At 64.2% G+C, this 13844-nt stretch carries 25 protein-coding genes; 3 read left to right on the forward strand and 22 right to left on the reverse strand.

Annotated elements, in window-relative coordinates; all coding sequences use genetic code 11:
- Positions 1-38 precede the first annotated feature (38 nt).
- The 10 genes from rplO to rplN form a co-directional block, all read right to left on the reverse strand.
- The gene (gene rplO / locus JGU72_RS22710; RefSeq protein ID WP_199686349.1) at positions 39-485 is read right to left on the reverse strand and encodes a 50S ribosomal protein L15; all 447 of its coding nucleotides are present in this window, start codon (positions 483-485) and stop codon (positions 39-41) included.
- A gap of 2 nt (positions 486-487) precedes the next feature.
- A complete protein-coding gene (gene rpmD / locus JGU72_RS22715) occupies positions 488-667 on the reverse strand; it encodes a 50S ribosomal protein L30 (RefSeq protein WP_199686350.1) in 180 nt (59 codons plus the stop codon).
- Positions 660-1328 carry a 30S ribosomal protein S5 gene (gene rpsE / locus JGU72_RS22720; RefSeq protein ID WP_199686351.1) on the reverse strand — a complete coding sequence of 223 codons (669 nt, stop codon included), beginning with the start codon at positions 1326-1328 and terminating at the stop codon, positions 660-662. The genes rpmD and rpsE overlap by 8 nt, the downstream gene beginning before the upstream one ends.
- A 46-nt stretch (positions 1329-1374) precedes the next feature.
- Positions 1375-1773 (reverse strand): 50S ribosomal protein L18, encoded by a 399-nt coding sequence (gene rplR, locus JGU72_RS22725; protein WP_233532841.1) that lies wholly within the window; start codon positions 1771-1773, stop codon positions 1375-1377.
- A 1-nt stretch (position 1774) separates the two neighbouring features.
- Positions 1775-2314, reverse strand: coding sequence for a 50S ribosomal protein L6 (gene rplF / locus JGU72_RS22730; RefSeq protein WP_199686352.1), 540 nt, complete (start codon positions 2312-2314; stop codon positions 1775-1777).
- A 12-nt stretch (positions 2315-2326) separates the two neighbouring features.
- Complete coding sequence (gene rpsH / locus JGU72_RS22735) at positions 2327-2725, reverse strand: 30S ribosomal protein S8 (RefSeq protein ID WP_199686353.1); 399 nt, start codon at positions 2723-2725, stop codon at positions 2327-2329.
- Positions 2726-3013: 288 nt separating this feature from the next.
- Positions 3014-3199: a type Z 30S ribosomal protein S14 gene (locus JGU72_RS22740; protein WP_199686354.1), complete on the reverse strand. Its 186-nt coding sequence runs from the start codon at positions 3197-3199 to the stop codon at positions 3014-3016.
- 2 nt (positions 3200-3201) lie between these two features.
- A complete protein-coding gene (gene rplE / locus JGU72_RS22745) occupies positions 3202-3768 on the reverse strand; it encodes a 50S ribosomal protein L5 (protein ID WP_199686355.1) in 567 nt (188 codons plus the stop codon).
- A 1-nt stretch (position 3769) separates the two neighbouring features.
- Positions 3770-4084 carry a 50S ribosomal protein L24 gene (gene rplX, locus JGU72_RS22750; RefSeq protein ID WP_199686356.1) on the reverse strand — a complete coding sequence of 105 codons (315 nt, stop codon included), beginning with the start codon at positions 4082-4084 and terminating at the stop codon, positions 3770-3772.
- The gene (gene rplN, locus JGU72_RS22755) at positions 4084-4455 is read right to left on the reverse strand and encodes a 50S ribosomal protein L14 (RefSeq protein ID WP_199686357.1); all 372 of its coding nucleotides are present in this window, start codon (positions 4453-4455) and stop codon (positions 4084-4086) included. Before rplN ends, rplX begins: the two co-directional genes overlap by 1 nt.
- A 302-nt stretch (positions 4456-4757) precedes the next feature.
- Here rplN and JGU72_RS22760 point away from each other — a divergent pair, with 302 nt between their 5' ends.
- Complete coding sequence (locus tag JGU72_RS22760) at positions 4758-5174, forward strand: hypothetical protein (RefSeq protein ID WP_199686358.1); 417 nt, start codon at positions 4758-4760, stop codon at positions 5172-5174.
- Positions 5175-5288: 114 nt separating this feature from the next.
- Here JGU72_RS22760 and rpsQ read toward each other — a convergent pair whose 3' ends face one another.
- The 11 genes from rpsQ to rpsJ are packed head-to-tail and all read right to left on the reverse strand — an operon-like array spanning position 5289 to position 10615.
- Complete coding sequence (rpsQ, locus tag JGU72_RS22765; RefSeq protein WP_199686359.1) at positions 5289-5570, reverse strand: 30S ribosomal protein S17; 282 nt, start codon at positions 5568-5570, stop codon at positions 5289-5291.
- Complete coding sequence (gene rpmC / locus JGU72_RS22770; protein ID WP_199686360.1) at positions 5567-5800, reverse strand: 50S ribosomal protein L29; 234 nt, start codon at positions 5798-5800, stop codon at positions 5567-5569. The genes rpsQ and rpmC overlap by 4 nt, the downstream gene beginning before the upstream one ends.
- Positions 5800-6216 (reverse strand): 50S ribosomal protein L16, encoded by a 417-nt coding sequence (gene rplP, locus JGU72_RS22775; RefSeq protein WP_199686361.1) that lies wholly within the window; start codon positions 6214-6216, stop codon positions 5800-5802. Before rplP ends, rpmC begins: the two co-directional genes overlap by 1 nt.
- Before the next feature lie 2 nt (positions 6217-6218).
- Positions 6219-7022 carry a 30S ribosomal protein S3 gene (gene rpsC, locus JGU72_RS22780; RefSeq protein WP_199686362.1) on the reverse strand — a complete coding sequence of 268 codons (804 nt, stop codon included), beginning with the start codon at positions 7020-7022 and terminating at the stop codon, positions 6219-6221.
- Positions 7022-7453: a 50S ribosomal protein L22 gene (gene rplV, locus JGU72_RS22785; RefSeq protein WP_199686363.1), complete on the reverse strand. Its 432-nt coding sequence runs from the start codon at positions 7451-7453 to the stop codon at positions 7022-7024. The genes rpsC and rplV overlap by 1 nt, the downstream gene beginning before the upstream one ends.
- Positions 7453-7734: a 30S ribosomal protein S19 gene (rpsS, locus tag JGU72_RS22790; RefSeq protein WP_169588057.1), complete on the reverse strand. Its 282-nt coding sequence runs from the start codon at positions 7732-7734 to the stop codon at positions 7453-7455. Before rpsS ends, rplV begins: the two co-directional genes overlap by 1 nt.
- 17 nt (positions 7735-7751) lie before the next feature.
- Entirely contained in the window at positions 7752-8591 is an 840-nt protein-coding gene (rplB, locus tag JGU72_RS22795; protein WP_199686364.1) for a 50S ribosomal protein L2, read from the reverse strand.
- 32 nt (positions 8592-8623) lie between these two features.
- Positions 8624-8932 (reverse strand): 50S ribosomal protein L23, encoded by a 309-nt coding sequence (gene rplW, locus JGU72_RS22800; RefSeq protein ID WP_199686417.1) that lies wholly within the window; start codon positions 8930-8932, stop codon positions 8624-8626.
- Between the two features lie 11 nt (positions 8933-8943).
- The gene (gene rplD / locus JGU72_RS22805) at positions 8944-9633 is read right to left on the reverse strand and encodes a 50S ribosomal protein L4 (protein WP_199686365.1); all 690 of its coding nucleotides are present in this window, start codon (positions 9631-9633) and stop codon (positions 8944-8946) included.
- Positions 9630-10295, reverse strand: a complete 666-nt coding sequence (rplC, locus tag JGU72_RS22810; protein WP_199686366.1) for a 50S ribosomal protein L3 — start codon at positions 10293-10295, stop codon at positions 9630-9632. The genes rplD and rplC overlap by 4 nt, the downstream gene beginning before the upstream one ends.
- A 14-nt stretch (positions 10296-10309) precedes the next feature.
- Complete coding sequence (gene rpsJ / locus JGU72_RS22815; protein WP_003938093.1) at positions 10310-10615, reverse strand: 30S ribosomal protein S10; 306 nt, start codon at positions 10613-10615, stop codon at positions 10310-10312.
- A gap of 459 nt (positions 10616-11074) precedes the next feature.
- Here rpsJ and JGU72_RS22820 point away from each other — a divergent pair, with 459 nt between their 5' ends.
- Both JGU72_RS22820 and JGU72_RS22825 read left to right on the forward strand, forming a co-directional pair.
- Complete coding sequence (locus JGU72_RS22820) at positions 11075-11551, forward strand: hotdog fold domain-containing protein (protein WP_199686367.1); 477 nt, start codon at positions 11075-11077, stop codon at positions 11549-11551.
- A 10-nt stretch (positions 11552-11561) separates the two neighbouring features.
- Positions 11562-12719 carry a lycopene cyclase family protein gene (locus JGU72_RS22825; protein ID WP_199686368.1) on the forward strand — a complete coding sequence of 386 codons (1158 nt, stop codon included), beginning with the start codon at positions 11562-11564 and terminating at the stop codon, positions 12717-12719.
- On the opposite strand, the gene JGU72_RS22830 is transcribed toward JGU72_RS22825, so the two are convergent.
- Positions 12716-13768 (reverse strand): SDR family oxidoreductase, encoded by a 1053-nt coding sequence (locus JGU72_RS22830; RefSeq protein ID WP_199686369.1) that lies wholly within the window; start codon positions 13766-13768, stop codon positions 12716-12718. The genes JGU72_RS22825 and JGU72_RS22830 overlap by 4 nt on opposite strands.
- Between the last annotated feature and the right edge of the window lie 76 nt (positions 13769-13844).

The raw sequence follows: 13844 nt of genomic DNA on the forward strand, positions 1-13844 counted from the left end.
GCAGCAACTGCTGCGGCACGGCCATTCGCGGGTACTACCTACTTGCCCAGTTCAGTGGCCGTGCCACCGGCTGCGGCGATCTTTTCCTTCGCCGCACCCGAGAACTTGTCGGCGCTCACCTGGACTGCAACGGTGATTTCGCCCTCGCCCAGAACCTTCACGAGCTGGTTCTTACGAACCGCACCCGCTGCGACCAGTTCCGCGACGCCGATCGTTCCGCCCTTGGGGAACAGCGTCGCGATGTCGCCGACGTTGACGACCTGGTACTCGGTCCGGAACGGGTTCGTGAAGCCCTTGAGCTTCGGCAACCGCATGTGCAACGGCATCTGACCACCCTCGAAGGCGGCCGACACGTTCTTGCGAGCCTTGGTGCCCTTGGTACCACGGCCGGCGGTCTTACCCTTGGATCCTTCACCGCGACCGACGCGAGTCTTCTCGGTCTTGGCACCCGGCGCAGGCCGGAGATGATGCAACTTGATGGTCATTTTCAGACCTCCTCAACGGTTACGAGGTGGCGCACCGCGTTGATCAGGCCACGGTTCTGCGCATTGTCCTCGCGCGTAACCGTCTGCCGGATGCCCCGCAGCCCGAGGGTGCGAAGACTGTCGCGCTGATTCTGCTTTGCGCCGATCTTGCTTTTGACCTGGGTGATCTTGAGGTCAGCCATGACTTGCAGCTCCTGCCTTCGCACGCGAGCGCAGCATGCCAGCCGGAGCGACGTCCTCGATCGGCAGACCGCGACGCGCGGCAACCTCTTCGGGACGCTGCAACTGCTTGAGAGCCGCAACGGTTGCGTGCACAACGTTGATCGCGTTGTCGCTTCCGAGGGACTTGGCGAGGATGTCGTGGATCCCCGCGCACTCCAGCACGGCACGAGCCGCACCACCGGCGATGACACCGGTACCCGGGCTGGCCGGACGGAGCATGACGACGCCGGCAGCGGCCTCGCCCTGAACAGGGTGCACGATGGTGCTGCCGATCATCGGGACGCGGAAGAAGCTCTTGCGAGCCTCCTCGACACCCTTCTGAATCGCCGCGGGAACTTCCTTCGCCTTGCCGTAGCCGACACCGACGAGGCCGTTGCCGTCACCGACGATCACGAGGGCGGTGAAGCTGAAGCGACGACCACCCTTCACGACCTTCGACACACGGTTGATCGCGACAACGCGCTCGAGGTGGTTGCTCTTCTCGGCCTGACCACCGCGCTGGTCGCGACCGTCACGGCCACCACGGCCACCACGGCCGTCGCGGCCGCCGTCGCCGCCTGCACTTGGTCCGTTTGCTCCGGCGGGTCCGCTTCCGCCGTCACGCCTTTGACGTCCCGGCATCAGACTGCCCTTCCGTTCGTGAACTGGATCTTGTTTGCGTAGGTCATCAGAACTTCAACCCGCCTTCGCGAGCCGCGTCCGCGAGCGCCGCGATCCGGCCGTGGTAGCCGTGGCCGCCGTGGTCGAAAACCACGGTGTCGACGCCGGCAGCCTTCGCACGCTCGGCGATCAGCTGACCGACCTTCGCGCTGAGTGCTTTCTTGTCGCCCTCTGCTGCGCGGAGATCGGCTTCGATCGTCGACGCTGCGGCCAGCGTGCGGCCGGCGACGTCGTCGACCAACTGCACGTGGATGTGGCGCGACGAGCGGTGCACAACGAGACGCGGGCGTTCCGGGGTGCCGCTGATCTTCTTGCGCAGGCGGAAGTGCCGACGGGCCTTCGACAGCCGACGCGACGTGGACGCGTCCTTGCCGAGTGGGATGCGCTTCTTCTCTGTGGTGGTCATATCACTTACCCGTCTTTCCGACCTTGCGACGGACAACTTCACCCTCGTAGCGAATGCCCTTGCCCTTGTACGGGTCCGGCTTCCGCAAGCGGTGGATGTTGGCCGCGAGCTGGCCGACCTTCTGCTTGTCGATTCCCGAGATCGAGAAGCGGGTGGGCGTCTCGACAGTGAACGTGATGCCTTCGGGCGCCTCGATCGGAACCGGATGGCTGTAACCGAGCGCGAACTCGAGGTTGCTGCCCTTGAGCGCGACGCGGTAACCGACGCCGTGAATCTCCATCTTGCGCGTGTAACCCTGGGTCACACCGATGATGAGGTTCTGCACGAGCGTGCGCGTCAAGCCGTGCAGCGCGCGGCTGCGACGCTCATCGTTCGGCCGAGTGACGGCCAGTTCGCCGTTCTCCGCTTTGGCGATGACGATGGGCTCGGCGACAGTGAGGCTGAGCGTGCCCTTGGGGCCCTTGACCGAGACGTTCTGCCCGTCGATGTTGACGTCAACGCCCGCCGGGACAGCGATGGGGAGCTTTCCAATACGCGACATAGTGGTGGCCCCCTACCAGACGTAGGCGAGGACTTCCCCGCCCACCTTTTGATTGGCCGCTTGGCGGTCGGTGAGCAGGCCGGTCGACGTGGAGATGATCGCCACGCCGAGGCCACCCAGGACCTTGGGCAGATTGGTGGATTTTGCGTACACACGGAGACCGGGCTTGCTCACGCGGCGCACACCGGCGAGCGAGCGCTCACGGCTCGGGCCGTACTTGAGATCGACGATGAGGGTCTTGCCGACCTCGGCATCTTCGGTGCGGTAGTCCGCGATGTAACCCTCACGCTTCAGGATCTCGGCGATGTTCGCCTTGATCTTGCTGTGCGGGAGCTTTACCTCGTCGTGGTACGCCGAGTTGGCGTTGCGCAGACGTGTCAGAAAGTCTGCGATCGGATCTGTCATGGTCATGGTTCGACCTCGACACCTTTCTCGCTGCGGTTCCCATGCAACACCGGCACGCCGGTCGTGGGCCTTCAGCAATTCGGCTGGGCCGCTCGACTGATGTCGAACGGCATGAGTTCGCGTCGCCAGCGGGCACAGCTGTGCCCGGGCAACCGCTCAAGTGTAGGCAACTGGCCGGTCAAGGCCAAATCGAGCGCAGTAGCGCCGCCGATTCGGTTGGGCGACAGTAGGTTTGCGAAAGCACGAAAGGGCGCGGACTCCACTCGGAGTCCGCGCCCTATCGGAACTGCTCGGTTACCAGCTGCTCTTGTGCACGCCGGGCAGCTCGCCGCGGTGCGCCATTTCGCGCACGCAGATGCGGCAGAGCCCGAACTTGCGGAAGACAGCGTGCGGGCGACCGCAGCGCTGGCAACGCGTGTACGCACGCACTGCGAACTTCGGCTTCTTGTTGGCCTTGTTGACCAGGGCTTTCTTCGCCATGCTCAGTTCTCCTTGAACGGGAAGCCGAGGTGCTTGAGCAGGGCACGGCCTTCTTCGTTGTTGGTCGCGGTGGTCACAACGGTGATGTCCATGCCGCGTGGCCGATCGATCTTGTCGACGTCGATCTCGTGGAACATCGACTGCTCGTTGAGGCCGAACGTGTAGTTGCCGTTGCCGTCGAACTGCTTCGGCGAGAGCCCACGGAAGTCCCTGATGCGGGGCAGCGCGACCGAAACGAGCCGGTCGAGGAACTCCCACATCCGGTCGCCGCGCAGCGTGACGCGCGCACCGATCGGCATGCCTTCGCGCAGCTTGAACTGTGCGATGGACTTGCGCGCCTTGCGGATCTCGGGCTTCTGGCCGGTGATCAGGGCCAGGTCGTTGACCGCGCCGTTGATCAGCTTCGCGTCACGGGCGGCGTCACCGACACCCATGTTGACGACGACCTTGACCACGCCGGGGATCTGCATGACGTTGTCGAAGTTGAATTCTTTGTTCAGCGCGTCTTTGATCTCAGCGCGGTAGCGGAGCTTGAGCCGCGGTGCGACCTTGTTCTCGGTGGTAGTCATCTCAGATGTCCTTCCCGCTCTTACGGGAGATGCGGACCCGCTTGCCGGCTTCGTCGGTGCGGTAGCCCACGCGAGTCGCGTTGCCGTCGGAGTCGACGATCGCAACGTTGGAGGCGTCGATCGGAGCCTCCTGCGTCACGATTCCACCCGACTGCGCGCCACGCTGGTTCGCAGAAACCGCGGTGTGCTTCTTGATCCGGTTCACGCCTTCGACGAGGACCTTGCCGGTCGCCGGGTAGGCCTGAATGACCTTGCCCTTTGCGCCCTTGTCCTTGCCCGAGATGACGAGAACGGTGTCACCCTTGTGCACCTTCATCACACGACCTCCGGTGCCAGCGAAACGATCTTCATGAACTTCTTGTCACGCAGCTCACGACCGACCGGTCCGAAGATGCGTGTGCCACGCGGGTCGTTGTCGTTGGCCTTGATGATGACCGCAGCGTTCTCGTCGAAACGGATGTAGCTGCCGTCCGGACGGCGGCGCTCCTTGACAGTGCGCACGATGACCGCCTTGACGACGTCACCCTTCTTGATGTTTGCGCCGGGGATGGCGTCCTTAACGGTGGCGACGATGATGTCGCCGATCCCCGCATAGCGACGCGACGAACCACCGAGAACGCGGATGCAGAGAATCTCCTTGGCACCCGTGTTGTCGGCGACACGCAGTCGCGACTCCTGCTGAATCACTTGTGACTCCTGGACCTGGATGGTGTTGCACGCCGGATTACCGACCCGACGGGCATGGTCATGCTGCCATCAGAACGCGCGCCTGCCTGCGGTTTTGTACACCACAGGGGGTTCGCGGCCGGATTGCGGGCATGGAACACCCGCGGGCAACCGCTCAAGTCTAGGTGAAAGCGCAGGTAGAAACCAAATCAAGCCTGCGGGGGCACCGTTGGGGGCAATACCCCGAATGTGGAAGTAACGCCAGGCTTCATGATCAGATATGCTCAGTTAGGTTTACCTATCCAAACTGACTAGGAGTGTCCATGATTCGCCGTCTCATCGCAGCACCGATGGCAGCTGCAGCGATTTTCGTAACGGCAGGGTCTGTAGCCGTCATCGCGGCGTCACCCGCCATCGCCGCTCCTGCCACCCCGAGTCCGGGCGAGTTGCAGGGCAAGCTGCAGTCCGCGCTGGCCGGCAATTCGGCCGAGCTGGAGTCGGGCAATGCGAGTTCCCTCGGTGTCGTCAACCAGCGCATCGCAGCGATTCCGGGCTACTCGTGGGATATCTCGGGCCCGGTCAACAACGACGGCAGCACGCTTTCTGCGACGCTGCACAGCCGGCTCGGTTCCTACGACTACCCGGTGCTCCTGACCTGGGTCGACTCGGACGGCATGTGGAAGCTCTCGCAGGCGAGCGAGAACGAGATCCTCGCTATCGCAAATCTGCAGTGGAACTGACACACCGGTAGACACACGAACGCCGCTCCCCCCCGGGAGCGGCGTTCTCCATTTCTACGCACGAACGACAACAGGCCCGCCCCCGAAGGGACGGGCCTGTCGACGTAGTGCTGCTTACTTCGCGCGCTCGAGCACCTCGACCAGACGCCAGCGCTTGGTGGCCGACATCGGGCGGGTCTCCATCAGCTGGACGCGGTCGCCGATACCGGCGGTGCCAGCCTCGTCGTGCGCCTTCACCTTGGTGGTGCGACGGATGATCTTGCCGTAGAGCGGGTGCTTGACCCGGTCCTCGAGCTCGACCACGATGGTCTTTTCCATCTTGTCCGAGACCACGTAGCCGGTGCGAACCTTCCGGCGATTGCGCTCTGCTGTGCTCACTGCTTTGTCCTCACTCATGCGGCATCACCCGCGGGTCCGGTGGCCAAGCCGAGCTCACGCTCACGCATAACCGTGTAGATCCGTGCGATTTCGTGCCGGACGGTGCGCAGCCGACGGTTGTTGTCGAGCTGACCCGTTGCCATCTGGAAGCGCAGATTGAACAGCTCTTCCTTGGACTCACGGAGACGTTCGACAAGCTCCTCTTCGGTGAGCTCGCGGAGCTCTGCGGCCGGTGTTCCAGTAGCCATCAGAACTGCTCCTCTCTCGTCACGATCCTGCACTTGCACGGGAGCTTGTGCATCGCGCGGCGCAGAGCCTCACGAGCGGTCTCCTCGTTGGGGTATGTCATTTCGAACATCACGCGACCGGGCTTGACGTTCGCGACCCACCACTCCGGCGAACCCTTACCGGAACCCATGCGGGTCTCGGCAGGCTTCTTGGTGAGCGGGCGATCCGGGTAGATGTTGATCCAGATCTTGCCGCCACGCTTGATGTGGCGCGTCATGGCGATACGAGCGGACTCGATCTGCCGGTTGGTGATGTAGGCCGGCTCGAGTGCCTGGATGCCGAAGTCACCGAACGTCACCTGCGTGCCGCCCTTGGCCGCTCCCGAGCGGCTGGGGTGGTGCTGCTTGCGATGCTTGACTCTGCGAGGCATCAACATGGCTAGCCCTCCTGTGTTTCTGTCGAGGGAGCCGCAGTGCTGTCGCCAGAGGCAGCGCGACCGGCCTCGGTGCTGGTTGCCGTGGTGCCCGAGGCACCCGAACGACGCGGACGTGCCGGACGCTCACGACGGGGGCGATCGCCTGCAGGAGCCGCAACGGCAGCCTGCTCGCGCTTGCCACCGACGATGTCGCCCTTGTAGATCCACACCTTCACGCCGATGCGACCGAACGTCGTCTTGGCCTCGTACAGGCCGTAGTCGATGTCGGCACGCAGCGTGTGCAGCGGAACCCGGCCTTCGCGGTAGAACTCCGAACGGCTCATCTCGGCACCACCGAGACGACCGGAGCACTGCACGCGGATGCCCTTGACGTTGGGCTGACGCATCGCCGACTGGATCGCCTTACGCATCGCGCGACGGAACGCCACGCGGTTGCTGAGCTGCTCGGCGACACCCTGCGCAACGAGCTGCGCTTCGGCTTCGGCGTTCTTCACCTCGAGGATGTTGAGCTGCACCTGCTTCTTGGTGAGCGCCTCGAGCGATGCCCGGATCTTGTCCGCTTCCGCACCACGACGACCGATGACGATGCCCGGACGCGCCGTGTGGATGTCCACGCGGACCCGATCGCGGGTGCGCTCGATCTCGACCTTTGCGATACCCGCGCGCTCCATGCCCGTGGCAAGAAGCTTGCGGATCGCAACGTCTTCCTTCACGTACTCCGCGTACTGCTTGTCTGCGTACCAGCGAGACTTCCAGTCGGTGGTGATACCAAGGCGGAAGCCGTGCGGGTTGATTTTCTGGCCCACTACTGAGCCCCTCCCTTAGATGCTGCGGTGGAGCGGCGGCGACGGTTGCTCTCGCCACCTGCCTTGGGAACGCTCTGGACCTCGATCGTGATGTGGCTCGTGCGCTTGCGGATCCGGAATGCCCGGCCCTGTGCACGCGGCTGGAACCGCTTCATCGTTGCGCCCTCGTCGACGTACGCGGTCGAGATGACCAGCGTCGACGGGTCGAGGTTCAGGTTGTTCTCGGCGTTGGCCGCTGCGCTGGCAACGACCTTGGCCACCGGCTCGCTTGCGGCTTGCGGTGCGAACTTGAGGATCGCCAGTGCGTCCTGCACCGAACGGCCGCGGACCAGGTCGACGACCCGGCGTGCCTTCATCGGAGTAACCCGAACGTGCTTCGCGGTTGCGCGAGCTGTCGAAAGAGCGAGAGTCGGCTGTGCTGAATTACTCATTACCTGCGCTTCGCTTTCCGGTCGTCCTTGATGTGACCCTTGAACGTGCGGGTCGGTGCAAACTCACCGAGCTTGTGGCCGACCATCGAGTCCGAGACGAACACCGGGACGTGCTTGCGGCCGTCGTGCACCGCAAACGTGTGTCCGATGAAATCCGGAATGATGGTCGAGCGGCGGGACCAGGTCTTGATGACCTGCTTGGTCCCCTTGTCGTTCTGAACGTCCACCTTCGCAAGGAGGTGGTCGTCGACGAACGGGCCCTTCTTCAGGCTGCGTGGCATCCTTCACTCCCTCCTTGTTATCGCTTGTTCTTGCCAGTGCGGCGGCGGCGGACGATGAGCTTGTCGCTCGGACGGTTCGGCTTGCGGGTACGGCCTTCCGGCTGTCCCCACGGGCTGACCGGGTGGCGACCACCGGAGGTCTTGCCCTCACCACCACCGTGTGGGTGGTCGACCGGGTTCATGACGACACCACGGACGGTCGGGCGCTTGCCCTTCCAGCGCATGCGGCCGGCCTTGCCCCAGTTGATGTTCGACTGTTCGGCGTTGCCGACCTCGCCGACGGTTGCGCGGCAGCGCACGTCGACGCGACGGATTTCGCCGGAGGGCATACGCAGGGTGGCGTAGGTGCCTTCCTTACCGAGCAGCTGCACACCGACGCCCGCCGAGCGGGCCATCTTCGCGCCACCGCCCGGACGCAGTTCCACAGCGTGAATCGTGGTACCGGTCGGGATGTTGCGCAGCGGCAGGTTGTTACCCGGCTTGATGTCGGCGGTGGGGCCGGCCTCGATCGGGGAACCCTGCGCGATGCCCTTCGGCGCGATGATGTAGCGCTTCTCACCGTCGGCGAAGTGCAGCAGCGCGATGTTCGCTGTGCGGTTGGGGTCGTATTCGATGTGCGCAACCTTGGCCGGAATGCCGTCCTTGTCGTTGCGACGGAAATCGATCAAGCGGTATGCGCGCTTGTGGCCGCCACCCTTGTGCCGGGTGGTGATACGACCGTGTGCGTTACGTCCACCACGTCCGTGCAGCGGGCGGATGAGCGACTTCTCGGGCGTCGACCGAGTGATCTCGGCGAAGTCCGAAACGCTCGCGCCACGACGGCCCGGGGTAGTCGGCTTGTACTTACGGATAGCCATGAGTTCTCTTCTACTTTCTGGAGTCCGGGCGCCTAGGCGACCGGCCCCCCGAAGATCTCGATGGGCTTGCTGTCGGCCGAGATGGTCACGAGCGCGCGCTTGGTGGCCTTACGCGTGCCGTAGCCGAAGCGGGTCCGCTTGCGCTTGCCCTGACGGTTGGCGGTGTTGACGCTGGTCACGGTCACGCCGAAGATCTTCTCGACGGCGATCTTGATCTGCGTCTTGTTCGATTCCGGGTGCACCAGGAAGGTGTAGGTGCCTTCTTCGATCAGTCCGTAGGACTTCTCGGAGATGACCGGAGCGAGCAGGATGTCGCGGGGATCGGTCTTTACGTTTGCGATGGTCACCGCGGTCACTCCTTTTCTTCCTGTGCGGCCTCGGACGGACCGTGAACGAAGGCGTTGAGCGCTTCGACGCTGAACACGATGTCGTCGCTGTTGAGGACGTCGTACGTGTTGAGCTGATCGGGAGCGATCGGCAGCACGTTCTCGAGGTTCGCAACGCTCTTCCAAGCAGCGATGTCCTCGCGGCCGACGACGATGAGCAGCTTCTTACGGTCGCTCAGTTCGGCGAGGAACGACTTCGCCGACTTCGTGGACGGCGTCTGGCCGGCAACGAGTTCGGTGATGACGTGGATGCGCTCGTTGCGCGCCCGGTCCGAGAGGGCACCGCGCAGGGCGGCTGCCTTCATCTTCTTGGGGGTGCGCTGGCTGTAGTCACGCGGCTGCGGGCCGTGCACGACGCCACCACCGGTGAACTGCGGGGCGCGGGTCGAGCCCTGACGGGCGCGGCCGGTTCCCTTCTGGCGGTACGGCTTGCGACCGCCACCGCTGACCTGTGCGCGCGTCTTCGTCGCGTGCGTGCCCTGGCGTGCGGCAGCGAGCTGCGCGACGACGACCTGGTGCATCAACGCGATGTTCGCGGTCACGTCGAAGATCTCGGCGGGGAGATCCACCGTGCCGTTCGTCTTGCCGCCCGGAGCCTTGACGTCAAGCGTCAGATTCGGCGACTTCGCGGTGCTGGATTTCTCCAAGCTGGTCATGCCCGTGCACCACCCTTCACTGCACTCTTGACGATCACGAGGCCGCCCTTGCGGCCGGGGATCGCACCCTTGATCAGCAGGAGACCGTTCTCGGCGTCCACCTTGTGGACCGAGAGGTTCTGCGTGGTGACGCGGTCGTTGCCCATCCGGCCGGACATGCGCGTGCCCTTGAACACGCGGCCCGGGGTAGCGCAGCCACCGATGGAACCGGGACGACGGTGCACAGCCTGCGCGCCGTGGCTGGCGCCCTGGCCCGCGAAGCCGTGCCGCTTCATGGTTCCGGCGAAGCCCTTGCCCTTGCTGGTGCCGGTGACGTCGACGTATGCGCCGTCCTCGAACACCTCGGCGGTGAGCTCCTGGCCGACCTCGAACGCGGAGGTGTCGGCGACGCGAAGCTCGACGACGTGGCGGCGAGGCGTGACGCCTGCCTTTTCGAACTGCCCGGTGACGGGCTTGTTCACCTTGCGCGGGTCGATGGCACCGAACGCGAGCTGCACGGCGTTGTAGCCGTCGCGCTCTTCGGTACGGATCTGGGTGACGACGTTCGGCCCAGCCTTGATCACGGTGACCGGGACGACCCGGTTCTTGTCATCGAAGACCTGAGTCATGCCGAGCTTGGTGCCCAGAATGCCTTTTGCTGGTCTGTTCTTGTTGTCAGTCATATGCGTTCCCGAACTCACTGGATATTCACGTCGACACTGGCCGGCAGATCGATGCGCATGAGCGCGTCGACCGTCTTCGGCGTCGGGTCGAGGATGTCGATGAGTCGCTTGTGTGTCCGCATCTCGAAGTGCTCGCGCGAATCCTTGTACTTGTGCGGCGAGCGAATGACGCAGTACACGTTCTTCTCGGTGGGCAACGGCACCGGGCCGACAACACGGGCGCCCGTACGGGTCACCGTCTCGACGATCTTGCGCGCTGACGCATCGATCGCCTCGTGGTCGTAGGCCTTGAGCCTGATGCGGATCTTTTGTCCCGCCACGCTATTTGTCCTCTTCTCGACGCTGCATTCTTGCTTCTCGTCTTCTCTGTCCCAAGCAATGCACCCGAACACACAACAGAACAAACGCATGGCGATCGGTTCGACCGATCCGCTGCCGCTGTTCATCTGTCAAAGGTTGTCCGGTCCACGCGGTCGGGCGTGTCGCCTTTCCGCACATTCTGCTGCCTCGGACTTTTCAGCCTCGGCCGTAGAAACGCATCCCGGACGCACCCGAAAACGAGTGCTGGGGTTACTGCTTGCTCTGCTTTTTGCTGCCTGTCCCCGGACCGGGCATTTTCAGCCTCCGCCGTACGACACGTGCCCTACCCGATCGAGGCCGCAACATAGCGCGTCCCGGTCAAGGCAACCTGAACAGTATGCCGCACACGGGTCGCGAGTTCAAATCTGCCCATCGCACCCTCTATCTCACGTAACTTACTTTGAAGTAAGGTAGCGGCCATGAGCAACGACACCGCAGTTCTACGCAGTTGGAAGAAGCTTCCCGACAACCGGATCGGCCATGCGCTGTTCTCGCTGGGAGTCGTGGCAAAAGCGCCGTACTTCGGCACCGTCGTGCCGACGATTGTCGCCCTCGAACCGGGATACTGCGAGGTCAAGGCGCCGAAGTGGTTCGGAATTCACAACCACATCGGCACTTTTCACGCCATCGCGGCATGCAACCTCGCCGAGGTGGCAATGGGCGTTCTCTCCGAAGCGACGGTTCCGGGCACGCACCGCTGGATCCCGAAATCGATGAACGTTCAGTATTTGGCGAAGGCGAACTCCGGACTGCGCGCTGTCGCGAAGCTGGCCGAGCTGCCCGACTTCACAGCCATCACCGAGGGCACCGACCTCATAATTCCGGTCGCGATCTACGACAACAACGGAACCGAGGTCGTCCACGCGGATATCACCACCTGGGTGACCCCGAAGTAGAGTCGGTTTTGTGAGTAATTCCCGCTACGACGTCTGCGTCGTCGGCCTCGGACCGACCGGCCGCGCACTCGCGTCTCGTTGCGCGAGCGCCGGCCTGAACGTCGCGGTCGTCGATCCGCGCCCCGACCGGCTGTGGGTTCCCACCTACTCGGCCTGGGTCGACGAACTTCCCGCGTGGTTGCCGAATTCCGTTATCGCATCGCGGATCGAGGCCCCCACGGTCTGGACCAGCGTCGAGCGGCGCATCGAGCGTCCCTACGCCGTGCTCTCGAAAACCGAACTGTGGAAAGCCATGCCGCTCGACGGTGTGCACATCGAGGCCCAGCGCGCGACCGGTCTTACCGCACGCCGCGTCGACCTCGCCGACGGCGGCACTGTCGACGCCGATGTCGTCATCGATGCCCGCGGGCTTCCACCGGTTGCCCAGCGGCCTGCCGCGAGTGCCCACGGAATCTTCGTCGACGCGGAGATCGCCGCGAAATTCGTGCCACCCGGTGAGGCTCTCCTGCTCGATTGGCGACCCGAGAACGGCGCCACGAACGACGAGCCGCCGTCCTTCCTCTATTCCGTGCCGATCGGCGACGGCACGGTGATCTTCGAGGAAACGACGCTGGCGGTGCCCGGTGGCCTCACGCAGAAGGAACTGCGCAAGCGCTGTGTGACCCGCCTGGCCGCGCACGGGATCACGGTCACCGGCGACGAACCGTTCGAGGGCTGTCACTACCCACTCGACCAGCCACCGCCGCGCCGTCGCCGCGCCGACGAGCCGATCCCGTTCGGCTCGCGCGGCGGCATGATGCATCCCTGCACCGGTTACAGCGTCGCGGACTCCCTGTTCCTGGCCGACACCGCCGTCGGGGCGCTGAAGTCCGGCACCGACCCGATCAAAGCGCTGTGGCCCGTAAAAGCCAGGCTTGTGTACTGGATGAGGATGCGCGGCGTCGCGGGCATGGGCAGACTGACGACCGAGCAGCTTTCGGCGATGTTCGACTCCTTCTTCACCGCATCCGATCGCGGCCAGCGCGCACTGCTTTCCGAGCATGCCGACGCAGTCGGACTCGGGACGGTCCTGGTCAACACGGTTGCCCACACCTGGCCGTTCCGGTGGCGATACGACCTCGTCGGGTGGACCAACCGCAACCGCTGGGCCGACTTCAAGGAAAGCTAGTCCGCGAGGTTTTCGACCCAGTACCGCCACAACACCGGGGCGTATTCGTCGAGCGGCGGCACACTGATGCCCGACCCCGCCAGCGCCGACTGCGTATGTGCCGAATCGAAATGGCACGTGAACTCGGTGTGCTCCATCGCCTCCGCCGGCACGCCGACGCCGGGGAGCACGCGACTCTGCAGCCCTGGGATCTTCATCGCCGCGCTCATCGCCTGCTTGGGCAGAGCTTGCTTGAGCCGCGGCGCTCCGGCTTGCCGCGCGAACGTTTCGAGCACGTCGACAGAGTTCTGCGACGTCGGATTCACGAGGTGGAACGCCGTGTTGTCGACACCCGGAACGTGCGCGATGTGATCCATCGCGGCTGCGACGAAATCGACCGGCACCAGGTTGGTCTCGCCCAGGTTGGGCACCAGCAGCGGGACCCGCCCAGGCAACCGGCCGGCCATCCGCAACAGGCGGAAGAAGTAATAGGGTCCGTCGATCTTGTCCATCTCGCCGGTCTGCGAGCTGCCGACCACGATCGACGGACGGTAGACCCGCCATGGTCGGACGCATTCGTCGCGGACGATCTTCTCCGATTCGAACTTGGTCCTGTGATACGGGGACGGCAGTTCCTGGCCCTCGTCGAACATGTCCTCGGTGAACGTGCCTTCGTAGAGTCCAGCGGCGGCGACCGACGAGGTGTGGTGAAAACCCTGTACGCCCAACGAATTCGCGACTTCCACGGCGTGCGTCGTACCGCCGTTGTTGAGCAACTCGTTGACCTCGTCCGACGCCGTGATGTCATAGATCGCGGCGAGGTGGAACATGTGGTCGATCTCGCCGCGATGCTCGTCGATCCACTGTGGGTCGATGCCAAGCGCAGGTTTCGACAGATCGCCCGCGACGGGCTTGACCCGATCACCCGCACCCCAGGTCGCTGCCCGTTTGGCGAGCTTGCCTTCGGAGCCTGCGCGAACGAGAACATGCACATCGCCTTCGCGCCGGAGCAGCTCCGGCACCAGAAACCGCCCGATGAATCCCGTAGCCCCCGTCACGAAATACGCCATCGGCAAAGCGTAACGACCGCCGCGGGTTGCCGTCGCGGGTTCAACGAGCCGCGCAAGATCGTTATCGACGCAACCC

This window comes from Antrihabitans auranticaus (assembly GCF_016481275.1).
Lineage (GTDB): Bacteria > Actinomycetota > Actinomycetes > Mycobacteriales > Mycobacteriaceae > Antrihabitans.